This is a genomic window from Chryseobacterium limigenitum, assembly GCF_900114875.1.
Taxonomy (GTDB): domain Bacteria; phylum Bacteroidota; class Bacteroidia; order Flavobacteriales; family Weeksellaceae; genus Chryseobacterium; species Chryseobacterium limigenitum.
Genome location: NZ_FPKW01000010.1, coordinates 25,578 through 50,342, shown reverse-complemented (window position 1 = coordinate 50,342; position 24,765 = coordinate 25,578). Strand labels below are relative to the sequence as shown.

Below are 24,765 nucleotides of genomic sequence, written 5' to 3'. Positions count from 1 at the left end.
CAAAGTCGACCCCGAAACTTTTTTATCCAAACAAATCAATCTCTATAAGTTCTCAATTGCCTTTAAAATCTCTTTAGGCTCATCTTTTAAACCTTGAATATGATCTGATGTGTTTTCAAGAAATTGTTTAGGTTCCGAGGCATTTCCAAAAAATTCCTGTCCTTGAGAAAAAGGAATTGTTTTATCATTTTTACTATAGATAAATAGCTTAGGAAGACCTTGCGTATATTTTACATCTTCTTTTGCCGAGTAAACGTTTTGTAACATTTGGTTAATAAAATCTTTGTACTGAGGAGCATGAACTGTTGCTATGTCTGCAAATGATGACATCCCGCCATCTATGATCAATCCAGATATTTTCTCTTTATTTTCTCTTGCCAAATGAGTCGCAATCTGAGAACCTAATGAAGCTCCGTAAATATATATTTTAGTGTTTTTGATCTCAGGCTTACTTAGTAAGAAGTCAAACATTTTTTGCCCGTCTGAAGCTACGTTAACATGAGTAGGTTTTCCTGTTGATTTTCCGTATCCTCTGAAATCTATCATTACGATTTGAAAACCATCATCCACCAATGGCTTTGTAATATATTGATAAGTCGAAACATTTCCATTCGCACCATGGAAAAATAAAATCGTTTTCTTAATGTTGTTGGTTTGAGGTTTCAACACTACCGCAGTGATCGTATCATTCTCTACAGGAAGTGCAATGAATTTTACATTTGAAAATTCTAATGGCTTCATTTCTTTACTCGGCTGGTAAAATTTATCGTCCATTTGTGCCTTTGATAAGCAAATGGTAAATAAGAAAAATACGGTAGATAAAAGCTTTGTTTTCATGGTTTCATTTATTTTATGAGACAAAACTAAACTCCTCAAACATTTTTCACTAAAAAAAGGTACTCAGCCGTATTTTTTATTTGCTGAGCTGTAGAAATCCTATAATTCTTCCAATGGATTCCAAAATAGTTTCTTGAAATTTTTAATTCTGAAATTTTCAACCTCAATTCCTTCTGCTTCTAATTTAACTTGAAATTCCGGAACGGATAAAGTTCCTGAACTTGAAATAACACGATGAGCCGGAACATCTTTCGGGCAGCCTCCCATTGCTTTTCCCACATGTCGTGAATGATTGGGGTAACCGACTGCTTTTGCAATAGCTCCATAACTTGTTACTCTTCCTTTGGGAACGAGCTTGGTAATTTCCCAGACTTGCTGTTTGAATATTTCGTCCATTTTTTTGGTTTTTAACGCAAAGATTGCAAAGCTTTTTTTTACAAACTTAGTGTTTTTAAGTTCGCAAAGGCGTTTCACTCAGCAAAGTTACGAAAGGATAGAATACAGTATTATTTGTTTTGCATCATTTTTGAACTCTAATAGCTTCAATGGTGTTTCTCATTAAAATATAAAGTTATGAAAAAATCATTTTTTAAACTCGTCAATAAAATCAATAAAGCGATCTTACCAAAATTCAGAGAGGGATTTTAGCTTATCGATATTTCGTGCTGACCAATTCTTTGGACTGACAGTTTTGCGTGAGGGATATGGAGGGTGCGAGCGAAGCGAGCAGTGCAAAGCACCGAAACGAAGTGGAGCCCGGAGAAGCCCGACCCGAGCTCCGGGTTTGCTTTGGCGAGGGGCACGCCCAGATTTATATAAGTATTTTGACCACAGATTTTCACAAAATAATCTATTAAAATAAAAAATCAATTCTTCTCCGTCAAATACTTCCAGTACCTCCTTGGAACATGTTGGATATGCAATTTCAAATTCTTCCTTTCTACAATATTAGTCTTTGTAAAATATCGTTGCCAAAGCCTCTGATATTGAGTTTCCTCATCGTGAAACTTCTGTTGATATTTATTTAAATCTAATTTTTCATCAGGATAAAAGAAATCGCAGTTTTCCAGATCATACAAAATTCCGTAGTTTCTTCTCAGATCATAAATCATCCACTTTTGATCTTGGTAACGGTCTTTAAAATGTTTACGAATTAAAGGGAGTACATTGAAATCGGGATCAATTTTAGCAAAAAAAACATCATCCTGCATTTTTTCAAAACGAACAAAGGCGGTCATTCTATGTCTTTCTCGACTTACAGATTTGCAGATTTTAGAGATTTTCAACATATCATTATCTGCATAATTTTGCAGAATGTTTTCGGTTGGATGTTGAATCGATTGTTTGACTGCGGATAAAATAAGCTGTTCTAGCTCCAAATCCTCAGATAAATACACTTTCAGCAATTCATGGACTCCGGATTTGCCGATGTTTTGTTCTAATTTATTTAAAACTCTTTCTGCTTTTTCAGTTTGCGTAATCACGTCATGGATTTCCGCAAAAATATTTTCCTGATGAAACTTTTCTCTGCTTACAATTTCTACATCTCTGTAACGATATTCGAAAACTTCAAATATCGCTGTGAAAAGCCCGTCGAAACTTCCGTCGTAGAGGAGGGTAGTCATGTTGAGTTGGAGAATTATAGGGTTTTGGAGTTTTAGAATGAATTGATATTTAAGTTTTAGAATTATTAGTGAAATTCGTGAAAATTATTTGCGCAATTTGTGTTTAAAAAGTTTAAAATAAAGTCAACTGCTGCGAAAACTGATTATGAAATTTAGAAGAGCTTCCTCCAATCAATAATTTTCTCAAATTTTTATCCGTTAAATATCTCAAATAAGCGTTTCCTGCATTAAAATCAATAAAATATCTCGCCCGATTCACGGCTGCTCCTAATTTTTTAAGATGATCCATCGTTAAAATCTGAAAACGTCTTGCACTGACAATTTTCTGAGCTGTTTTCACACCAATTCCTGGAATTCTTAAAATCATTTGATAATCCGCAGTTTGAAGGTTAATAGGAAATTGATGCAAATGTCTCAATGCCCAGCTCAATTTCGGATCAACTTCCAAATCAAGAAACGGCATATTTGGATCTAAAATTTCTTCCGCTTTAAAACCATAAAAACGCATCAGCCAATCCGATTGATACAAACGGTTTTCCCTAAGCATCGGAACTGCTGTCGTTAAAGAAGGCAATCTTTTATCCTCCAAAACAGGAACATAGCCAGAGTAATAGACTCTTTTCAGATTAAAATTTTTATAAAAATGGTCTGCAACTTTGATGATTTGTAAATCATTTTCATTCGTTGCACCAACAATCATTTGAGTAGATTGTCCTGCAGGCGCAAACTTTGGAACTTTCCTGAAGATTTTCTTTTCATCTTTGTATTGTGCAATCCCATTCTGAATATATTTCATCGGATTAAGCATATCCTGTCGATTTTTTTCAGGAGCCAGTAATTTCAGTCCGCTTTCTGTAGGAATTTCAAATCTGTCGGCGTACAAAGCGGCTTCCTGCATCAATTCGTCACTCGCACCAGGAATTGATTTTAAATGAATATACCCGTTAAAATTCTCTTCAAGGCGTAATTTTTTCGCAACACGAACCAAGCGTTCCATCGTCGTGTCGGCATTTTTAAAGATACCTGAGCTTAAAAATAGTCCTTCAATATAATTTCTTCGGTAAAAATTTATTGTTAGATCAACTACCTCATCCACTGTAAATCCGGCTCTTTTAATATCATTCGAACTTCTGGAAACACAGTAGGCACAGTCGTAAATGCAGTGATTGGTCAATAGAATTTTGAGAAGAGAAACACATCGTCCGTCTTCCGTATAGGTATGACAAATTCCGCTTGCAGAACTGTCTCCCAAAGCGCCTTTTTTATTCTTTCTCGATCCTCCGCTGGATGAGCATGAAACATCATATTTCGCGGCATCGGCAAGGATTTCGAGTTTTTCTTTCAGACGGTCAAAATTCATTTTTTTAATTGAAAATGTTATTATTAAATATTATTTTCTGTTCAAATGTAGTTCCAAAATTGATAAATGTCAATCTTTTTTCATGGAAGTTATCAATATATTACAGAGACAAAATTACTATATTTACGGTCATCAATTTATGCGTTAAATCGTAAACTTGCGATTTATCATCCATATAATAAGAAATAAAAATCTATCCATATGAACCATAAACCCGTAGAAGGTTTTTCCAAATTAACAAAACAAGGGAAAATCGACTGGCTTGTCACAGAATATCTTGAAGGAAACGAAGAATATCAAAATATATTAAAACAATATTGGAACGAAAGTGCTGATCTTCAGAAGCTTCATGATGAGTTTTCTGAAAACACGATCTCCAATTTTTATATGCCTTACGGAATTGCCCCTAATTTCTTAATTGACGGAAAATTATTCGCTCTTCCGATGGCCGTTGAAGAAAGTTCTGTGGTGGCGGCAGCTTCAAAGGCTGCAAAGTTCTGGATTGATAAAGGTGGTTTTAAAACAACAATCATCAATACTGAGAAATTAGGTCATACGCACTTTATATTTAATGTAGAACCTCATAAACTGCTTAATTTTTTTAATTTCAATTTAAAGAAACAACTGATTGAAGCTACCAATGACATCACGGCAAACATGAGAAATCGTGGCGGCGGAATTTTAGATATAAAATTGATTGATAAAACTGCTGAAATGCCTAATTATTACCAGCTTAAAGCAAGCTTTGATACGGTAGATTCAATGGGCGCCAACTTTATTAATTCTTGTCTTGAGCAGTTTGGAAAGACATTGAAGCAGGAAGTTGCAACAAGCGAATCTTTCACGCAGGAAGAAAAGAATTCATTACAGATTGTAATGAATATTCTTTCTAATTTCACACCTGATTGTATCGTAAGGGCGGAGGTTTCCTGTAAAATTGAAGACTTAAAAGACGACAGCGGAATTTCCAATGAAGAGTTTGCAAGAAAATTCAAACAGGCGGTTACGATTGCTGAAATTGAGCCTTTCCGTGCGACAACTCATAATAAAGGTGTGATGAATGGGGTGGATGCTGTGGTAATTGCAACAGGAAATGATTTCAGGGCAACAGAAGCTTGTGCGCATGCATACGCAGCAAGAGACGGTAAATACAGGTCATTAACGCATTGTACAACCGATAACGGAATTTTCAGATTCTGGATCGATCTTCCGATTTCTGTAGGAGTTGTAGGAGGTTTAACGAATCTTCACCCTTTGGTAAAATTCTCTTTAGCCTTACTAGGAAAACCTTCTGCTCAGGAATTGATGAGTATTTTGGCAGTTTCCGGTCTGGCTCAAAACTTTGGCGCATTACGTTCTTTGGTGACAACGGGGATTCAAAAAGGTCATATGAAAATGCATTTATTCAATATTCTGAATCAAATGGGAGCTACGGAAGAAGAAAAACAGCATTTTGTGACCTATTTTAAAGATAAAACCGTTACACATCACGAAGTTATCAATGAATTTAACAGATTAAGAAACAAATAATGCTGCAAATTGCTTTACCGATCCTGTTTATCATATTTGGAATATTTTTAAAGAAAACAAACAATCCGGGTTTTAGAAGTTCAAAGAAATTCGCCATTATGTTTATTATTTTGGGAATTTCTACGTTGGTAGCCAGATTTATTACCCTGTATTTGAAATCTAAGTAATGAAAAGTAAGATTTTATTCTTTTTGCTTATTTCAGGTTTAAGTTTTTCACAACAGAAAAATGTAAAAATAACTGATTTGAAACCGAAGACTGAGGATTCTGTTTTTCCTTTGGTTGCTTATTCTGAAAATCTTAGAGTCGAAAATAAAATCAATACTTTTTTGCAGGTTGATCAGTTGGAATACGTTCCGGGAGCAGAAGGAAATCCTTTTAAGCTGGTTTCTGCAGGAAAAACTTCATATTCCAATTACGTCTATTTTTACAGTTGGGAAAAGTTGGAAACTCCTAAAAATATTTTAAGTCTTGCATTAGACGGTGAAGCTTCCGGAGCTTATCCTGAAAGTTTTTTAATCTGGAAAAATTTTGACCTGAGAACTGGGAACTTTATTAATGCTAAAGATTTATTTCAAGCCAATTCAATAAAAACAGTTGAAAATTTAATTCAGAAACAGGTAAAGAAAGAGGTTGATGATTTTCTTTTACAATTAAAATCTGAGAAAAATCCTTCAGAAGAGGTTTTAGATCAGATTTCCATATATGAAGAATGTTTTACAGCATATAGCTTAGATGATATAGGGTATTATTTCGGAAAGGATAAAATAAGATTTATTGCTGGAAGATGTTCTAATCATGCAATGAGAGCATTGGATGAGCTGGACAGTCACGTTGTTGAGTTCCCTTACAAAGAACTGGATAAATATTGGAGCCCTTATGCGAAAAATTTGTTGTCAGGTTCGGAACAAATTGATAAAACAAGTCTAAGTAATAAACTATATAAAGGGAAAATTGATGGAAAATATCCTATTACAGTTTTGATCAAAAAGATGTATGATGACGGAGGTTTTTCCGCGATGTACTGGTATGATAAAAATAAAAAACTGATCGAGTGGAATGGGAAGATACAAGGAAGTCATATTTCGCTTGTAGAAAGTGATTATTATAGTGAGGAAGCCAGACAATGGATGCTGAGAGGCTTGATTGAAGCAGATATACAAGGCAATAAGATCATAGGAACCTGGCAGGATCATAAAACAAAAAAATATTTAAATCTAGAATTAGAAGAATTATAAAAATGAAAACAATAACTTTAGTCTTTGGTGCTGTTTACGGCATGTTGTCAGTAATTTTAGGTGCATTCGGCGCGCACGCTTTAAAGAAAATATTATCTGTGGAAAGACTGGAAAGTTTTGAGACAGGAGTAAGATATCAAATGTATGCAGCTTTCTTTTTATTGATCGTTGGATACATTTTAAAATTTGAAACATCATCAGAAAAGTGGGTTTCTATTTTAATGATCGCGGGAACGATGTTATTTTCGTTCAGTATTTATTTCTTGAGCTTACAGGATTATTTGGGGGCTAACCTTAAATTTTTAGGACCAATTACACCGCTTGGAGGATTGTTGATGATCATTAGCTGGGGAATGCTGATTGTTTATTTTGCTAAGAATAGAATTTAATCAAAAAAGTAGATCTGCAATATATTATGTAGATTGTTTATTGAAAAATCAAACCATGAATCATCGCTTTTTATTATTTTTTATTACGTTCATAATCTCTTCTTTAAGTGTTCAAAAAATAAATGCTCAGGAAAAGAAAAAATTAATGAATAGAGGTATTTTAACGGAAGTAAAAAGGATACAAAAGTGCTTTTCTGATAGTATTTATCAGTATGATTACAAAAAAGATTCTGCTTTATATCGTCAAAAGTACAAAGCTTTTTATGGTGAAAAAATAAAGAATCTGAAAAATCTGTATCAAAGCATTTATGACAAAGAGGCGATGATAGGAAAAGTTGATCCCAATATTTCATTTAAAACAACAAGCGGAATACAGATCGAAAATAATGTGCCTCAAACAGGAATCACACCTCCGGTGGAAGTGAAAAACAAATCTATCGATCTTGCTGAGGTTGAGAATTATCAACAGCTTGAAGAGTTGAAAAAACAATTGACACTTGACTTTCCGGTTTATTTGGTAGAAGATCTTGACGGAGGAACCTATCGTTGTAATTTGTATTTTATGATTGATGTTGATGGAAAGTTCAAAAATATAAAATATAAAGGAGCATCTGATACAGAATTCGGTATCATCAGTGCACTGTTCCTTTATGCGGTTGGAGGTTTGGAGAAACCTTTGATTTATAACAAAAAACCGATTGTTCAGAACTTTGCACAGCCAATTGTGTTAAGATTTGAATAAAATATTTATTGTAATAGCTGTAATAATCAGCAAAGACAAATGATGAGATTCTTTTAATATCTAAAATAAATTAAAATGAAAATCAATAGAAGAAGGCGCTTAATCAAAACATTTGATCTTTTGGATCAACCCATAAGATTTAATCCGTTTGTGTTTAGTCGAACCTTTTTTATGTGGGCTTTTACAGGTCTTGTCGGTGGAGTTATTGCCGGATTATATTGGATCGTCCTTGAGCATTTCACTGAGTTTTTAGCTCAATTTCAAGGTTGGATGGTGATTCCGACGATGGCGATTTGTGGTTTACTAGCCGGTTTGGTCATTCATTTTATCGGTGATCCGGGAGAAATTCATTTGATCGTTAATAATATCAGATTTAATAAAGGAAAACTAGAGCCGAAAAATAATCCTTCCATGATCTTGTCATCCCTTTTTTGTGTGGCGTCAGGTGGAAGTTTAGGGCCGGAAGCACCTTTGGTTCAGGTGACGGGTTCTACAGGAACTTGGTTGGGAAAAATTTTCAGATTGAAAGGAGAGGAATTACGTTCTTTAAGTATTGCCGGAATGGCGTCCGGTTTTACGGCACTATTCGGTGCTCCGCTTGGAGGAAGTCTTTTTTCATTAGAAATTTTGCATCATAAACACGCAGTTGAATATTATAAAGCCATTATTCCGGCTTTGGTGGCGAGTTGTTTCAGTTATCTGATGTTTGCTTTGATCATCCATTTGGGAATCGGGGCGACTTGGGATCTGAAGGCCTATCATTACACAGGAGTTTACGATTTTGCTTATGCAACCGCTTTCGGAATTGTAGGAACTTTATTTGGCTGGATCTTTATTTTTGTCGTTAAATTTTTCAAGAAAGTTTTTGAATACAGAAATTTACCAATTTATATTAAAACCTTTGTAGGTGGAGTTATTCTGGGAATTATCGCTTTTTATTTTCCGATCACAAGATATTTCGGGCATAACGAGATCAATCAGATCATCAACGGAAATTTTGCGTTGAACTTTTTAGTTTTAATCTTAATTTTCAAAATATTAGCCATCGCAGTCACCGTAACTTCGGGTTGGAGAGGTGGTTTCATCATTCCGCTTTTCTTTGTGGGAACAACATTGGGGTTGATTATCCATAATTTATTTCCGACCGTTGATACAACACTGGCAATTGTAAGTTGTATGGCTGCAATTAATGCCTGTGTAACGAGAACACCGATGAGTACAACCATTATTTTGGGAACTTTAACCGGGTTTACATATTTTGTTCCAATACTTTTTGCGAGTTTAACGGGTTATTTTCTGGCTCCGAGAATTCCATTTATTGGGTCACAGTCAGAAAGGTTAGAAGAAGAATGATTTTTTGCTAATCTGATAATAATTTGAGTGATTTATTGTAAATAAAACTGTATTTGGTTACAAACAATATTGTGGGAAACAAAAGTACTTTGTATTTGATTACAAACACTGTTGTTTTAAATAAAAATAGTTTGTATGTGGTCGCAAACAATAGTGTTTTCGATTAATGTATTTTGTATTTGGTTACAAACAATAGTGTTTTAAACCTTCGTCAATTGTATTTAGGTTACAAACATTGTCGTAAAGACTTCAAAAATTTTATCTTTTTTTCGCAGTTTTCTATATTTTAAATCTTTGCTTAATTTAGATCGCGGAAAAAATACTAAAGACTGTCTGAATTTTTAAGCCAATAAACTTGAACTTCCATGTCTTTTTAGTAAATTTGTCAACCTTTAAAATTTAATATAAAATAATAAAAATAATATGAATCTTCACGAGTATCAATCAAAAGAGATTTTATCAAAGTACGGAGTTGCTATCCAACGTGGTTTCGTAGCGAACAATGTAGAAGAAGCTGTAGCAGCTGCTGAAAAATTGACTGCTGAAACCGGAGCTCAGGCTTGGGTTGTAAAAGCACAAATTCACGCAGGTGGTCGTGGTAAAGGTGGTGGTGTAAAGTTCTCTCCAAACATGGATAAGCTTAAAGAAAACGCTCAAAACATCATCGGAATGCAGTTGGTAACTCCACAAACTTCTGCTGAAGGTAAAAAAGTACACTCTGTTTTGGTTGCAGAAGATGTTTATTATCCTGGAGAATCTGAAACTAAAGAATTTTATGTTTCTATTCTTTTAGACAGAGCTGAAGGTAAAAATACAATCGTATATTCTACTGAAGGTGGTATGGATATTGAGCACGTTGCGGAAGTAACTCCTCATTTGATCCACAAAGAAATCATTGATCCTGCTTTAGGTCTTCAAGGTTTCCAGGCTAGAAAAATTGCTTTCAACTTAGGTCTTGAAGGAAATGCATTCAAAGAATTCACAAAATTCATTGCATCTCTTTACAATGCTTATACAGGAATTGATGCTTCTCTTTTCGAGATCAACCCTGTGTTGAAAACTTCTGATAACAAAATTATCGCTGTAGATGCTAAAGTAACTTTAGATGGTAACGCATTGTTCCGTCACAAAGATCTTGAAGCATTGAGAGATACAAGAGAAGAAGATCCAATGGATGTTGAAGCTGGTGAAGCTGGTCTTAACTTCGTAAAACTAGACGGTAACGTTGCTTGTATGGTAAACGGAGCTGGTCTTGCAATGGCAACTATGGATATCATCAAATTATCTGGTGGTAGCCCTGCTAATTTCTTGGACGTTGGAGGTACTGCTGATGCTCAGAGAGTACAGACTGCTTTCGGAATCATCTTGAGAGATCCAAACGTAAAAGCAATCTTGATCAACATCTTCGGAGGTATCGTAAGATGTGACAGAGTTGCTCAAGGTGTTGTTGATGCTTACAGAGCAATGGGTAGCCTTCCGGTTCCATTGATCGTAAGATTACAAGGAACTAACGCTGTTGAAGCTAAAAAATTAATTGATGAGTCAGGTCTTCCAGTACACTCTGCAATTACTTTAGAAGAAGCTGCAAACAAAGTAAAAGAAGTTTTAGCTTAAGACTAAAATTTTTATATAAAATTAAAACCGTTTCATTTTTGGAACGGTTTTTTCTTTTTAAAAATTAAATAATAATTGATGAAAAATCTACACATTCCAAATCCGTGTTCAGAAAATTGGGAATCGATGTCTTCTCAGGAAAAAGGGAGGTTTTGTTCCGTTTGCAATAAATGTGTGATTGATTTTACAGAAAAACAACCGGAGGAAATCCTGCAAATTATTGATGAAAAGAAAGATGAAGAAGTTTGCGGAAGATTTTACAGTCATCAATTAACTAAAGAAGTTGAAAAATCTGAGCAGTTAAAAAATCAATTTTTTAAATATATTCCATCACACTTTCAAAATAGTAGAGTTACAATGGCTATATTTTCTTTAATTCTATTTTTAACGGGATGCTCAAAACCTAAAGAAACTACTTATGCAACAACAGGAATGGTTGTGGTTGAAGAAGATTCTATTCCTAAAAATGGAAAGTACGAAATGGGTGAAGTTAAAATTGAAAATGATTCCTGTGCTACAATGCCTAAGAAAGATAGCTTAAAGTTGAAATAATTTCACTTTACAGATAAAAGAAAACCGCCTTTCACAAGAGGGCACTGAAAAAGTCCTCTTATAAAAAATGAGACAAAATTTTGATAAAAAAAATGAAATAAAGGCTCTGAGAGAATCGCTTGATTGAGTTTGAAAACTTTTAAATTTGAAAATATAGCAAAGAGAAGGGCTTAAACTGATTTAAAGTTTAAGCCCTTTTATTTTTGGATAGTTTTTCAGTGCCCTCTTTCACAAAGCGGTTTTTTTATTAATCATGATTTTCATTGATAAGACTTTCTCCATTCGTAATGCTAATACTTGTGGGCGTTACCAACTGAATATTATCTGCATCAAGACGTTGCTTGATCTTCATTAAAGCCTCGCTTTTTAATTGAACCATACTTGCCCCGACCTTCATCCAGAATTTCGCCTGTAGCGTGAATGCGCCTTGTTTCAGATCTGTGAAAATAACTTCTAATGTATCTAATTTATCAACATTTTCCAGACTCTTGATGACTTCTAAAATACCTTGTTGAGCTTTGTTGAGATCTTCATCTCCCGGAATTTCAAAATTTAAAATAATCCTTCGCTGAGGTGAAGCGGTAATATTATAAAAAGGAGCATTAAAAATTACCTGATTGGGAATGTAAGCTTTCTTTCCGTCGTCTGTGATGAGTTTGGTGGTTAAAAAACCAATTTCCTGCACCGTCCCGGAATGAGCACCTATTGTGATATAATCTCCGATCTTAAAGGCTTTATCGATCCCGATAAGCATCCCTGAAAATATACTCGAAACAAGATCCTTCAAAGCAACCCCGGCGATAACCCCGGCAACTCCCAAGCTTCCGATGAATTTCCAAAGGAAACCACTGAATCCCATAATTTCCAAAGCAATAAAACTTCCCATGATCATGATCAGAAATCTGAAAACTCCGATCAATGTTACTAAAGAGCTTTCTTTTTTGCTTTTCGGGAATAGTTTATGGAAGACTTTTACAGAACCCTGACTTAAATATTTGCTTGTAATAAGAAAAAAGGTAAAAACCAGAATCCCTACAATTAATTTTGGGGTAATTTCTGCGAACTTTAAATACCAGTTTTCCAGGACTCTATATACAACATCGATGTAACTTAAACCATTTTTCTGCATGAAATGAAAATTTTATTAAATAAATATATAAATTCTTAACAAATATTTTGCCAGTTTCAAAAAGTCTACTAAATTTGTAGACTAATAAAGCAGAATATTATGTCAATTAAATTAGGAGATACCGCACCCAACTTTCAGGCTGAATCATCTTTGGGAGATGTAGATTTTTATAATTATTTGGGAGATTCTTGGGGGATTTTGTTTTCGCATCCTGCGGATTACACGCCTGTATGCACAACTGAACTTGGATATACTTCAAAATTACAGTCAGAATTTGAAAAAAGAGATACCAAAGTAATTGCATTAAGTGTAGATGGAGTAGAAGATCATCAAAATTGGATTAAAGATATTAATGAAACTCAGAATACGGATGTACAGTTTCCTATCATTGCGGATAAAGACAGAAAAGTTTCTGAGTTGTATGATTTTATTCATCCCAATGCTTCGTTAACAGCTACGGTTCGTTCTTTATTAATTATTGACCCTGAGAAAAAAGTAAGATTGATTATTACTTATCCTGCTTCAACAGGAAGAAATTTTAATGAAATTCTTAGAGTTTTGGATTCTCTTCAGTTGGTTGACTCCTATAAAATTGCAACACCTGTCAATTGGAAAGATGGTGAAGATGTTATTATTCCGCCATCAATCTCAACAGAAGATGCAAGGAAAATATTTCCGAAAGGTGTTACAGAGATTAAGCCTTATCTGAGATACACACCACAGCCGAATACGTGATTTATTTGATTTTTTATAGTTTAGTTTTAATTTGTACGAAAATCGCCTCGAAAAAATATTTCGAGGCGATTTCATTTGTATACTATATGTATATGTGAAGTGATTGACTATTTTACGTCGTTGATAATCTGCTTACCTTTAGAAGTTGGTAAATAAATACTGAAACCTACGTTGAAAGTAATGTTAGAATTTAATCCTTCACTACCGAATCCTGACTGACCTTGGTATTTTACTAAACCTTCAACACCAATATTTGGTGTAATGAAGTAAGAATAACCAGGACCAGCACCGAAGTCTAAACCAGTTGTAGAGTTACCTCCTTCAACAGATCTACCTCCAACACCTAAGTTACCTTCGAAGAACCAACGACCGTGGTTTAATAAGTTATCAACACCTTTCTCACCCGGAGATAGATAATAACGACCTAATGCACCAACTCCATAAGTGAAATCTGTCGGGCTTCCGTTTGTAACTTTACTGATACCTAAGTTTACATACCCCCCAACTGCTACATTATCTTTAATAAAATATGCACCTTTTGGCTGTAATGCAATGCTATAACCACCACCAGTGTTTAATCCAAAATTACTTGATAAAAGGCTACTTCCAACTAACCAGTTACCTTCCTGAATTTGAGCATTCATTGTAGTAGTTAATCCTGCTACAGCTAATATTCCTGATAGAATTAGTTTTTTCATAATTTATAATTTTTAATAATTAATGTTTATTATTCTTAAAATATAGATTAAACAACAAATGTGCCAGACTGCTCAATGTCACGTGTTTTTTTGGGAACCAGGGCGTGAATTAATGTTTTTTATGTCATATTATTTTAACATTTGATGAGGGATTTTATGATATTATATAAATAAGAGAATTATAGAGATTACAAGCCCTGCAACAGTGAAAATAATTCCTCTTTTGAATGCTTTTGTCTTTGGATTAAACATCCAGAAGCTTGATATAACGAAGAAAAACAATGCTATGCCAAAAAAAGTATTTAATGGTGATAGTTTGTCTTTAGATTGGGATTTATGAAGTTTTGTCATCTTATCTAAAACAAAAGGAAGCTCTTTTTTAGAGTATTTTGCCTCACCTGTAACAGAGTTATAAGTTCCCTGTTTGAATTTTAAAATATCGCCTTCAGTTTTTTCTACTTCGAAGTTTTTCATTTTTAATTCCTTGCCTAATTCTTTTTCATTCAGATTTTTAGCAATTATTTTTTCATACTTTTTTTCTTTTTTCAGAAAGTCTGTATCTCTGTAAACCAATAAAACACCACTTACGGCATAAACGGCCATAATTCCTGCAAGGAAATATCCCAGATAACGGTGGGTGATTCTCATAAAACTTCTTGTGTTCTTAATCTTATCCATGTCTCAATATCTTTTTTTATTAAATTTCAAAAGTGGAAACTGCTAAAATGCAACTTCCACTTTGAATGATGAAATTATTAATAATATTAAATTATTACAGTTTATATGTTAATGTGAAATAGTAATTTCTAGGGGTAATAGGGTTTACGGAGTAGTTTTCGTGAACATTGGAATTTACAACATCAAATAAATTACCCACTTTTCCCTGGATTGAGAATTTGCTCCATTCGTAACCTACAGATAAAGCAACTGTTGTGTAATCTTTTAATTCAAAAGTTCTGCTTACTCCATTTCTTGCTTCTAAACTTGTACTGCTTCCCGTTTTTGTATCGTTCCATCCTGCCAATCTATCACCTATATAATAAGCACTAACGCCTACTTTCAAGCCTTTAATTCCTTTAGTAAAGGTGTAAAATACAGAGGCATTTGCTGTCGTAGCTGGGGTTCTCACTAATCTTTGATTTTCTACATAACCCACTTTTTCTGGTGTATCTAAATACACTGAATTATTATAAGAAATACCTCCAATAATGGAAAGGTTTGGCATTGGATTACCTGTGATATCCAATTCTACACCTCGGCTACGCATTTTACCTACAAATTCTTTAAAGTTGGTGTCAATATTTGGCGTTCCATCTGCTTTAAATAAGGCAGTTTGATAAGAATTTTGATTAATTATTTGATATAAAGATAAATTAATGGCAACTGCATTGTTCCAGATGTTTTTCTTAACTCCAATTTCATATTGATCAACAGTTGTTGGCTTCAAAGCTTCATTAAATATTGTCTGTCCGGTATTCGCTATAAAAGAATTAGTATATGTTGCAAAAACAGAAAGATTTTCATTTGGTGTATAAACTAAACCTGCTTTTGGTGAAAAGGCTTGGTCTGAAGTGGAAGAATTGGTAACGAAACTCTTGTCATAAGGTTTACTGTTAGTAGCTTCAGTTTCTTTTATAGAAGGCATATTTTGAATATACGACCAACGTAAGCCTGCAATTATCTTAAACTCTTTGGTTAAGCTGATGAAATCCTGAGCGTAAACACCTATTCTTCGGGTATTTACTCTGGTCTTAGTGTTTTTACTGCTACTTGGCATTGCTACATTTCCCCATGTCGTAGGATCGTCCAAGAATAATACATTCGTTGGGGCAGTTACATTATAAGCATAAGAATCTGCTTGGTTATAATCTGCATCTGTACCAAATAATACTTTATGATTAATTTTTCCGGTATTAAATTCACCATTCAAATTCACCTGTGCAGAAGTATAGTTTTGTTCGTTGTAAGTTTTTCCAAAAGGTCTTGACCATGAAATACGATTAGTCTGCACTTTGTCAAAAGCCCACTGTACTCTTTCTGTAGAAAAATAATCTTTGGTGTAATTAGAATAAGCAGCAGTGGTGTTTAAAGACCACTTTTCATTAAACTGATGATTGAAAGTAACATTCGTTGAAACTTGTTCAACATTTTGATACTGCCAATCTGTTCCAAAAAAGACATTCCTTCCTACACCGGTATTCAAAGAATAGCTTTTATCCCTATTTTCTATTGATCCAACCCCGAAATCCGGTGTCAAATCATTTTTAAGATAATCAGCCTCAACTATCAATTGTGATTTTGGACTGATATTGAATAAAAATGAAGGATTAAAATAATATTTTGTAGACTGCACCACATCTCTGAAACTCTCTGCATATTCATAAGCTCCATTTACCCTGAAGGCAATGTTTTTGGATAGTGGCCCGTAAATGTCAACCGTAGGTTTGTAAGAATTCCAGCTTCCGCCATTCAATCCAACACTTCCTCCGAAATTGAACCTAGGCTTTTTAGTAATCATATTAATAATACCTCCGGCAGCCGCATTTCCGTAAAGCATTGCGTTGGCTCCTTTTAAAACTTCAACTCTTTCTAAGCCACTTACTTCAGGAAAAACTCCACTGTTAATTCTTGATCCGTTTTTGAAAATATTATCGTTTCCGAAAATAAAACCACGTCCTCCGAAACTGTCTTGCGAACCACCTCTTGCAGAAGTAAGATAAACACCATTTACATTTTGAAGGACCTCACTCAATTGTTTTGCCTGCTGTTGTTCAATAATTTCATGAGTAACAATTGAAATTGGTTGCGGTGTTTCCATTACCGTAAGATTAGACTTGGTAGATAATGGTCTTGCTTTATTAGGGTTTCCTGTTTTATGAAGATTTACGTCTTCTATAGTCTGGATTCTAATCGTATCATTTTCAGGTGTAAACCTCATTTGTGCAGTAGCGGCGGTTGCTAGCACTATAAAGCCTAAGGTGGTAATTTGTCTTTTCATGTTCACTTTATTTAGAGGGGTTTTAAATAAGGTGCAAATGTAAGTATTCAGTCATTGTTATTTAGACTAATTCAAAATAATTATTGTGATTTTTGTCATATTTTTTATAGATAAATGGATTATTTCTATTAATAGCGCAGACTATTCATTGTGAAATTTTTTATGAATATATTTGTTAAAAATAAAATTATGCAATTGGTAAAGGTTGGTCTTTGTGCTTTTGGGATGAGCGGAAAAATTTTTCACGCTCCTTTTTTAAAAGAACATCCGGGATTTTTTATGTCGGCTGTTGTAGAAAGAAGTAAAGAAGAGTCAAAAGAAAAATATCCGGACGCGACAATCTATAAATCGGTAGAAGAAATGTTGGCTCATGCTGATATTGAATTAGTGGTAGTCAATACTCCGGTTCAGACTCATTTTGAATATGTTAAAATGGCTCTTGAAGCAGGGAAAAATGTAATTGTTGAAAAACCTTTCACCGTAAATGTTGCTGAAGCTGAAGAATTGGTAAGATTAGCAGAAGAGAAAGGTTTATTTTTAAGTGTCTATCAAAACAGAAGATTTGACCGTGATTTTCTTCAGGTTCAAAAAATAATGAGTGAAGGGAAATTAGGTGAAATCAAAGAAGCTGAAATTCGTTTTGACCGTTTCCGTACAACAGCGAGCGGAAAAGCGCATAAAGAAAATCCTGAGCAAACGGGTTCTGGCTCACTTCATGACTTAGGCTCGCATTTGGTAGATCAGGCGGTACAGTATTTTGGTTTTCCCGAAAAACTTTTTGCTGATGTATTTTCTATGAAAGGAGAAGAGTTTGCGAATGATTATTTCGAGATCCTTCTTTATTATAAGAATGACTTAAGAGTAAGATTAAAATCTTCTGTTTTCAGTAAAGAAGCGCATTACGCTTATGTAATTCATGGTGAAAAAGGAACTTTTTTACAGGAAAGGACAGACAATCAGGAGAATGAATTGGTTGCAGGATCAATTCCTGTTTACGGTAAAGACTGGACAATTCCTTTAAAAGAAGCGGACGGAATTTTAAATGTTTTAAATGAAAATTCAGAAACAGAAAGAATTCTTACCTCAAGTGAATCCGGAAATTACATGAATTATTACCAAAATATCTACGAACATATTGTGTTTGGATACTATTTACCATCGCCGGCAGGAGAGATCATTCAGAATATGAAGATTATTGATGCCGCTTGGGAAAGCTCTAATGCTGGGAAGATTATAAATTTGATTTAAAGAATAAGTTGAATTTTATATAAAAAGAGATGCTTCGACTTCGCTCGGCATGACATTTCTAATACTAACTGTCTAATTTTAGCAGTAAATTTTTAGCGATGTCATGCCGAGCGAAGTCGAAGCATCTTAACTTATAATTTATAACTCAAAACTTATAACTCAATTAAATCTCCTGAAGCTCCAGCCATCTCATTTCATGGTTTTCTAATTTCTCGGAAATTGCTTCTAACTCAGCAGACAGTTTAGCAATTTTCTCGTATTCAGTTTCATTATTCAGTTGCTCAAGAATCTTTGCGCGTTGTTCTTCCAATTGAGGGATTTCCTTATCAATAGTTTCCAATTCTCTTTGTTCTTTAAAAGAAAGTTTTCTTTTTGGAGCCTGCGGCTGTGGTGTTGAAACTGGAACAGGAGCCGAAACAGGAGCTTCAGCTTTTTTCTCAACAACAACTTTCGGATTTTTTTCTTCTAGTTTTAAATTCTCTCTGTATTCCGAGAAATTTCCGATAAAATCCCTGATTTTTCCTTCCCCTTCAAACGCTAAAATATGGTCAACAATTCTGTCCATAAAATATCTGTCGTGAGAAACAATAATCAAACTTCCTTGAAAGTTTAATAGGAAATTTTCTAATACCGTCAAAGTTGGAAGATCAAGATCATTCGTAGGTTCATCAAATATCAAAAAGTTTGGATTTTGATATAAAATATACATCAAATGCAGTCGTCTTTTTTCACCTCCGGAAAGTTTTGAAATAGGCGAATATTGAGTTTGGTCATCAAATAAAAATAATCTCAAAAACTGCGATGCAGAAATTGTTCTTCCGTTGGCTAAAGGAAAATTTTCAGAAATTTCTTTGATGAAATCAATAACTCTTTCGTCTTCTTTATATTTAAGTCCTTTTTGCGAAAAGTAACCGAATTTGATGGTTTCTCCGGTTTCAATTTCTCCGGAATCTTTTGGTTCAAGCCCTTGGATAATATTTAATAATGTAGATTTTCCCGCACCATTTTTTCCTACAATTCCTACTTTCTCGCCTCTTTGAAACTGATAACTGAAATCTTTTAATAATAATTTATCTCCATAACTTTTAGAAATGTCTCTAAGTTCCAGAATTTTATTTCCGAGCCTTTTCATTTCGAAATCAAGCTCAAGAGATTCTTTTCTGGTATCGGTTTTAGCTATTTTTTCAGTTTCGTAAAAGTCATCTTGTCTGGATTTCGATTTTGTAGTTCGTGCTTTAGGTTGTCTTCTCATCCACTCCAATTCTTTTCTGTAAAGATTGTTGGCCTTGTCGATAGTAGAATTCATATTATCCTCACGAATCATTTTGTTTTCAAGATACGTCGCATAAGAACCGTTGTGGAAATATAGATTTTTATCTTCCATTTCCCAGATAATTCCACAAACAGCATCTAGGAAATATCTGTCGTGGGTTACCAGTATTAAAGTGATTTTAGCTTTACTTAAATAACTTTCCAGCCATTCTACCATTTCCACATCAAGGTGGTTGGTAGGCTCATCCATGATAAGAAGAGTGTGGCGGTGTTCCGCTCTGGTTTCGGTTAATAATTTTGCCAACGCAACACGTTTTATTTGCCCTCCGGAAAGCGTACCCATTTTGGCTTCCAAATCTGTGATTTTCAGTTGAGACAGAATTTGTTTCATGTCATTTTCCAGATCCCAGGCTTTATGAATTTCCATTTCGGCTAAAGCTTTTTCAATGAAATCATAATCTGTTGAAAGTAGTGATTTATGATAATTTTTCAATGCCTGAATCGGTGCAGAATCAAGAGTCATCATGAACTCGTCGATCGTTAAGTCAGAATCAAACTCGATTTCCTGATCAAACAAAACAACCTGAATATCTTTATTAATAACTACAGTTCCGCTGTCTGCAATTTCTTTTCCCATTAAAATTTTCAGAAGGGTAGATTTTCCGCTCCCATTTTTGGCAACAATGGCAATTTTGTCTCCTTCATTTACATGGAAAGAGATATTTTCGAACAAAACTTTGATGCCATAAGATTTGGTAAGGTTTTCGACAGAAACGTAATTCATTGGAATTTAATGGTTTGATTTAGGAATTCAATTGAGCGGCAAAAATACGAAAATGTAAACACTTAAAACTTATTAATATTATTATATAAATATCTTTTAAAACAGATATCATTTTTTATAATTAGTATAAAAATGTAGATTGCTATTGGCTTTTTAATTGAGTTTGCTCTATTTTGGTTTTAATTTTTAGTTAAAATGAATTATAATTTATCTAAAGTGTATTTTATATTGTTTTTTAATGTAGATTTGATATACAAATTAAAATACAAAACTATGATGCAAATTAACTTTTTGGCTATTGCGGTAGCCGCATTAGTACCCCTTGTTATGGGATTTATCTGGTATCATCCAAAAATTTTCGGAACTGTTTGGATGCAGGAAGTAGGATTAACAGAAGAGAAAATGAAAGGATCAAACATGGGATTTGTCTTTGTTTTCGCATTTATTCTATCTTTTTTGATTGCTTTTTTCCTACAAATGATTACAATACATCAATTTGGAGCTTTAGGAATGGTTGGTGGAGACGAAACGAACGCAAAACCTTCATTTTTTGCCTTTATGAAAGACTATGGAACTGCGTATCGTTCTTTTGGCCACGGTGCTTTGCATTGTTTTATGGCGGGAGTTTTCTTTGTGTTTCCTCTTACCGCAATTAATGCGATGTTTGAAAGGAAATCTTGGAAATACACCTTCATTAATACTGCATATTGGACGATAACGATCACAATTATGGGTGGAATTGTCTGCGGTTGGTATTCTCCGGAAGGTTTTAATTGGGTTACACAAAAATAAAATTCTAACGGTCAAAATTATAAGGCTACATTTGTGGCCTTTTTTATGTCATATAATCTAAAAATATACAATCGCGTTTCGGATTTACCCTTACAGTGGAATGCTGTGATCGGAAATCAGAATATCATGCTTTCCAAAGAGTATTTTCAAGTATTAGAATCTTCCAGACCGGATAATATGGAATGTTTTTATGTTGGATTTTTTAAAGATAATGAGCTGATTGGCGGTGCTTTATTTCAGTATTTAAATTTTCAAAATCATGCAACTTTTCAGAAGAATGAAGTTTGGTGCAACATCAGAAATTTCTTTGGGAGAAAATTCAGTAAAGATGTTATGGTGTTGGGAAACAATATGTTGACAGGTCAAAATGGATTTTATTTTGATTCATCTCAGATCACTTTAGAACAAGTTATTCTGCTTTTGGATAAGGCGGTTCAAAAGATGCAAAAAGAAATCAGAAAAACATCTTTGATCATTTATAAAGATTATCAGTCTAATTTTGTGAACTATTTTCAGGGTAAAAGTCACCAGTCTTATTTCAGATTTTCAGTTCAGCCGAATATGATGTTGAAATTAAAAGAAAACTGGACTGTTTTTGAAGATTATTTAAATGATTTTTCTAAAAAATACAGAACAAGAGCCCGCTCTGCCAGAAAGAAATTTGAGGGAATTGAAAAGTGCGAAATGAATTTTGATGATATAAAGAAGCATCAAAAAGAAATGACTATTCTCTATCAAAATGTAGCCGAAAATGCTCCTTTCAATACTTTTTTTCTTGCTGAAAATCATTTTAAAAGTATGAAAGAAAATTTAAATCAAAATTTTAAAATATTTGGATATTTTTTAGATCAAAAATTGATTGGATTTTATACTTTAATTCTGAATGACAAAGATATTGATACCTATTTTTTAGGCTATGATAAAGAGCTTCAAAAGGAAAATCAATTGTATCTTAATATGCTTTTAGACATAGTGGAATTTTCAATTAATAACAAGTTTAAAAGAATCATTTTCGGAAGAACAGCCTTGGAAATAAAATCAACCATTGGCGCAGAACCTATTGAAATTTTTGGTTTAATAAAACATAATAATATTCTACTAAATCGGTTCATGGGAAAAATATTTTCATCACTTAATCCTAAATCTGAATGGATTCAGAGGAGACCTTTTAAATAATTTTTATCGGAATTAATTAATTTGTAACTCAGTCATCTGGCAAATTTTTGTAATCCGTGGGAGTGATTTTTTAGAATAACTTTAACTAAATTGATTTTAAATTTAATAAGCTGTTGGGAACTTTTGATGAAAAAAATGGACATTTTTGCATCAAACTTTTACCATGAAAAAACTCAATATTTTATTTCTTATATTTTTTACTTTTTGCATCAACGCGCAGATTGTTTCGGGAACCGTTTTTTCAAAAGAAGACCATAAACCGATTCCTTATGTAAAGATAGGTGTTGAAAAAGAAAAAATAGGTGCTATTTCAGATGAAAAAGGAAATTTTTCAATCGATCTTTCCGGAAGTGATACAGCTCATAAAGTAAGAATTGAAGTTCCTGGTTATGAAAATTATTCAGAATCTGTTCAAAATTTTTCTAAACAAAATTATCAGAAAATTTTTCTAAATGAGAAAGTTAGAAGTATTCAGGAAGTAAAAATTGCGCCTAAAAAGGTAGTTGATAAAAACTGGGGTGTGAATACCAAGACGAAACATGTGATGTACTCGGTAAATCCACAATTTCGAAAAGAAGATTTCTTGGGAGAAACTGCCTTGGAATTTAATGCCAGCAAAAGATCCAAGATTAAAAATATCAACTTAAATATTGCAAGTTATAAATCGGATAAGCCGGTTGTAATGCGTTACAGTATTTACAGCGAGAAAAATGGTTTTCCGAATAAAAATATTTTAGAGGAAGAAATTACGGTGCAATTAACTGAAGATATGATAAAAGACGGAGTTTTTTCGTTAGATGTTAATCATTATAATATTTGGGTTCAGGGAAAATTTTTCATTGGAATTCAGTTTTTAAAGGAATTTGAGGGTAAGATAAATATCAGTGCAGCATTATTTCGGACAGGTTTTTTAAGAAAATTCTACGGAGATTGGGAAAAGATAACGTTGGCGGCTCCTGCAATAAATATTGATGTTAAAGTTGATAAAAAAGGAAAGAATGTAAAAGACGAAACGGTTGTTTCTGATGAAAACCTTACAGACCTTATTCCTGATTTAAGCAAATATAATATGGAAAAAGAAAATTCTATTTACGGTAAAAATTCTTCTGCAGGAAAGGTTTTAAAGCTAAAAAATGCAGATCTGTATTATGAAATATATGGTGAAGGCGAGCCTTTGATTTTGCTTCACGGGAACAGTGGAAGTATTCAAGAATTTTATCAGCAGATTCCTGAGCTTTCTAAATATTATAAAGTAATTGCGGTAGATACGAGAGGTCAGGGAAAAAGTACAGATACATCAAAAACCGATTTTACCTATAAAATTTTCGCAGATGATGTAGAGTCTTTGATTGATGAATTGGGCTTAAAAAAAGTAAATATCGTCGGATGGAGCGATGGCGGAAATACAGGTCTTGAATTTGCCCTGAAATATCCCGATCATGTAAAAAAACTTGTAACGATAGGGGCTAACGTATTTCCTGAAGGTGTAGATTCTCGACTTTTAAATAATATGAAAACTCAGCTTCAGGTTCTGCAGGCGGAAAATAATCCTGCGAAGTTCAATGAAATACGCTTGCTGAAAATTATGCTGAAAGAACCGAATATTACTAAAAATTCTTTAAATAAAATTCAAAATCCTGTTTTTGTGATTGCGGGAGAAAATGATGTGATCAAAAAGCAACATACCGAATTTATAGCGAAACAGATTCCTAATTCTGAGTTTAAAATCTATAAAAACGGAACGCATTTTATCCCTTTTGAAAATCCTGAAGAATTAAATCCTGATATTTTAGAATTTCTTAGAAAATGATTTAATCTATCGTCAGCCTTTTCAAAGACCATAAGCTGCCATTGTAAATGTCGAGATCTACTTTGGTGTTGATTCCGTGAACGATTCCGTTTTCTGTAAACTGCCAGAAATCCCAATTGCCCTCAGGAGCGGGAGTGGGAACGTCATTGTAATTGGCCAACCAAAGCGGATAATCATCAAATTCACCTTTTAGAAAATCTTTATAATAATGATAATAGGTATAGATAATAGGCTTTTCGCCGTAAGTTTCCTCGATGATTTTGCACCAAACCTTTAAATCTTCAATTAATTTTTTGTTGGTTTTTCGTTTCGGAATTTTTTCAATATCTAAAATTGGGGGAAGATCTCCGCTTTCCAATTTTACATTTGCTAAGAAGTTATTCGCTTGAATTACAGGGTCTTCATCTGCTCTGTAGAAATGATAAGCGCCACGTATTAATTCATTTTTCTTTGCCTGTTGCCAGAATTCTTCAAAATGTTTGTCGGCACTTCGGTTGCCCATTGTAGCTCTCATCACAACAAACTCTAACGGAATGGTTTTATTCCCGATACTCAGGCTGTCCCATTTTATATCTTCTCTGTTTTGATAATGAGAAATGTCAAAACCATACGTTTTATCGAGGTTATCACTAAGAATTTTTTGAATTCTTAATGTTTCCCTTTCGTTATTATGGAGTTTTTTATGACTGAATTTATTAAAATATAAAGCGTAGTAATAGCTTATCGACTGTTTTAAATACAATCCTGTACCCAATAAAGCAACAAATAAAATAGCCAAAACGATTTTCCTGCGGAAAAAATAATTTTTTCGCCTGTTGTTATGAATCTTTTTGGCAGTTTTTTTGGTGTACTTTTTTTGTGTCATAAAGTTTTGCAAAACTAAC

The 24,765-nt window shown here is 33.7% G+C and carries 22 protein-coding genes; 12 read left to right on the top strand and 10 right to left on the bottom strand.

What is annotated here, in order from left to right; all coding sequences use genetic code 11:
- Positions 1–42: 42 nt before the first annotated feature.
- The 4 genes from BT156_RS13195 to BT156_RS13180 all read right to left on the bottom strand — a co-directional run bounded on the left by BT156_RS13195 (position 43) and on the right by BT156_RS13180 (position 3,822).
- Positions 43–837 (bottom strand): alpha/beta hydrolase, encoded by a 795-nt coding sequence (locus BT156_RS13195; RefSeq protein ID WP_072410656.1) that lies wholly within the window; start codon positions 835–837, stop codon positions 43–45.
- Between the two features lie 99 nt (positions 838–936).
- Positions 937–1,233 (bottom strand): MGMT family protein, encoded by a 297-nt coding sequence (locus BT156_RS13190; RefSeq protein WP_072410761.1) that lies wholly within the window; start codon positions 1,231–1,233, stop codon positions 937–939.
- Positions 1,234–1,703: 470 nt separating this feature from the next.
- The gene (locus tag BT156_RS13185; protein WP_072410654.1) at positions 1,704–2,462 is read right to left on the bottom strand and encodes a TIGR03915 family putative DNA repair protein; all 759 of its coding nucleotides are present in this window, start codon (positions 2,460–2,462) and stop codon (positions 1,704–1,706) included.
- A gap of 112 nt (positions 2,463–2,574) precedes the next feature.
- Positions 2,575–3,822 (bottom strand): putative DNA modification/repair radical SAM protein, encoded by a 1,248-nt coding sequence (locus BT156_RS13180; protein WP_072410652.1) that lies wholly within the window; start codon positions 3,820–3,822, stop codon positions 2,575–2,577.
- 201 nt (positions 3,823–4,023) lie between these two features.
- Here BT156_RS13180 and BT156_RS13175 point away from each other — a divergent pair, with 201 nt between their 5' ends.
- The 7 genes from BT156_RS13175 to BT156_RS13145 all read left to right on the top strand — a co-directional run bounded on the left by BT156_RS13175 (position 4,024) and on the right by BT156_RS13145 (position 11,239).
- A complete protein-coding gene (locus BT156_RS13175; RefSeq protein ID WP_072410650.1) occupies positions 4,024–5,352 on the top strand; it encodes a hydroxymethylglutaryl-CoA reductase, degradative in 1,329 nt (442 codons plus the stop codon).
- 166 nt (positions 5,353–5,518) lie between these two features.
- A complete protein-coding gene (locus BT156_RS13170) occupies positions 5,519–6,589 on the top strand; it encodes a hypothetical protein (protein WP_072410648.1) in 1,071 nt (356 codons plus the stop codon).
- 2 nt (positions 6,590–6,591) lie between these two features.
- Complete coding sequence (locus BT156_RS13165; protein ID WP_054511731.1) at positions 6,592–6,978, top strand: DUF423 domain-containing protein; 387 nt, start codon at positions 6,592–6,594, stop codon at positions 6,976–6,978.
- A 145-nt stretch (positions 6,979–7,123) separates the two neighbouring features.
- A complete protein-coding gene (locus tag BT156_RS13160; protein ID WP_139255478.1) occupies positions 7,124–7,720 on the top strand; it encodes a hypothetical protein in 597 nt (198 codons plus the stop codon).
- A gap of 75 nt (positions 7,721–7,795) precedes the next feature.
- Complete coding sequence (locus BT156_RS13155; RefSeq protein ID WP_072410644.1) at positions 7,796–9,073, top strand: chloride channel protein; 1,278 nt, start codon at positions 7,796–7,798, stop codon at positions 9,071–9,073.
- Between the two features lie 423 nt (positions 9,074–9,496).
- Positions 9,497–10,687, top strand: coding sequence for an ADP-forming succinate--CoA ligase subunit beta (gene sucC, locus BT156_RS13150; protein ID WP_034723629.1), 1,191 nt, complete (start codon positions 9,497–9,499; stop codon positions 10,685–10,687).
- 78 nt (positions 10,688–10,765) lie between these two features.
- Positions 10,766–11,239, top strand: a complete 474-nt coding sequence (locus tag BT156_RS13145) for a hypothetical protein (protein WP_072410643.1) — start codon at positions 10,766–10,768, stop codon at positions 11,237–11,239.
- 247 nt (positions 11,240–11,486) lie between these two features.
- Here the strand turns inward: BT156_RS13145 and BT156_RS13140 are convergent, their stop codons facing one another.
- Positions 11,487–12,368 (bottom strand): mechanosensitive ion channel family protein, encoded by an 882-nt coding sequence (locus BT156_RS13140; RefSeq protein ID WP_072410641.1) that lies wholly within the window; start codon positions 12,366–12,368, stop codon positions 11,487–11,489.
- Between the two features lie 99 nt (positions 12,369–12,467).
- Between BT156_RS13140 and BT156_RS13135 the strand changes: the two genes are divergently transcribed.
- Positions 12,468–13,103 carry a peroxiredoxin gene (locus BT156_RS13135; RefSeq protein WP_072410640.1) on the top strand — a complete coding sequence of 212 codons (636 nt, stop codon included), beginning with the start codon at positions 12,468–12,470 and terminating at the stop codon, positions 13,101–13,103.
- A 107-nt stretch (positions 13,104–13,210) separates the two neighbouring features.
- Here the strand turns inward: BT156_RS13135 and BT156_RS13130 are convergent, their stop codons facing one another.
- The 3 genes from BT156_RS13130 to BT156_RS13120 all read right to left on the bottom strand — a co-directional run bounded on the left by BT156_RS13130 (position 13,211) and on the right by BT156_RS13120 (position 16,799).
- Positions 13,211–13,801, bottom strand: a complete 591-nt coding sequence (locus BT156_RS13130) for a hypothetical protein (RefSeq protein ID WP_072410639.1) — start codon at positions 13,799–13,801, stop codon at positions 13,211–13,213.
- A 162-nt stretch (positions 13,802–13,963) separates the two neighbouring features.
- Positions 13,964–14,479, bottom strand: coding sequence for a hypothetical protein (locus BT156_RS13125; RefSeq protein WP_072410638.1), 516 nt, complete (start codon positions 14,477–14,479; stop codon positions 13,964–13,966).
- 94 nt (positions 14,480–14,573) lie between these two features.
- The gene (locus tag BT156_RS13120; RefSeq protein ID WP_072410637.1) at positions 14,574–16,799 is read right to left on the bottom strand and encodes a TonB-dependent siderophore receptor; all 2,226 of its coding nucleotides are present in this window, start codon (positions 16,797–16,799) and stop codon (positions 14,574–14,576) included.
- Between the two features lie 189 nt (positions 16,800–16,988).
- Here BT156_RS13120 and BT156_RS13115 point away from each other — a divergent pair, with 189 nt between their 5' ends.
- Positions 16,989–18,047, top strand: a complete 1,059-nt coding sequence (locus BT156_RS13115) for a Gfo/Idh/MocA family oxidoreductase (RefSeq protein ID WP_072410636.1) — start codon at positions 16,989–16,991, stop codon at positions 18,045–18,047.
- A 163-nt stretch (positions 18,048–18,210) separates the two neighbouring features.
- Here the strand turns inward: BT156_RS13115 and BT156_RS13110 are convergent, their stop codons facing one another.
- Entirely contained in the window at positions 18,211–20,103 is a 1,893-nt protein-coding gene (locus BT156_RS13110; protein WP_072410635.1) for an ABC-F family ATP-binding cassette domain-containing protein, read from the bottom strand.
- A gap of 273 nt (positions 20,104–20,376) precedes the next feature.
- On the opposite strand from BT156_RS13110, the gene BT156_RS13105 reads away from it, so the two are divergent.
- The 3 genes from BT156_RS13105 (at position 20,377) to BT156_RS21795 (ending at position 23,881) form a co-directional block, all read left to right on the top strand.
- Complete coding sequence (locus BT156_RS13105) at positions 20,377–20,895, top strand: DUF1761 domain-containing protein (RefSeq protein ID WP_317047200.1); 519 nt, start codon at positions 20,377–20,379, stop codon at positions 20,893–20,895.
- A gap of 45 nt (positions 20,896–20,940) precedes the next feature.
- Positions 20,941–22,071, top strand: coding sequence for a peptidogalycan biosysnthesis protein (locus tag BT156_RS13100; RefSeq protein WP_072410634.1), 1,131 nt, complete (start codon positions 20,941–20,943; stop codon positions 22,069–22,071).
- 163 nt (positions 22,072–22,234) lie between these two features.
- The gene (locus BT156_RS21795) at positions 22,235–23,881 is read left to right on the top strand and encodes an alpha/beta fold hydrolase (protein ID WP_083582348.1); all 1,647 of its coding nucleotides are present in this window, start codon (positions 22,235–22,237) and stop codon (positions 23,879–23,881) included.
- A 1-nt stretch (position 23,882) separates the two neighbouring features.
- Here the strand turns inward: BT156_RS21795 and BT156_RS13085 are convergent, their stop codons facing one another.
- The gene (locus BT156_RS13085; protein WP_072410633.1) at positions 23,883–24,746 is read right to left on the bottom strand and encodes a glycoside hydrolase family 25 protein; all 864 of its coding nucleotides are present in this window, start codon (positions 24,744–24,746) and stop codon (positions 23,883–23,885) included.
- Positions 24,747–24,765 lie beyond the last annotated feature (19 nt).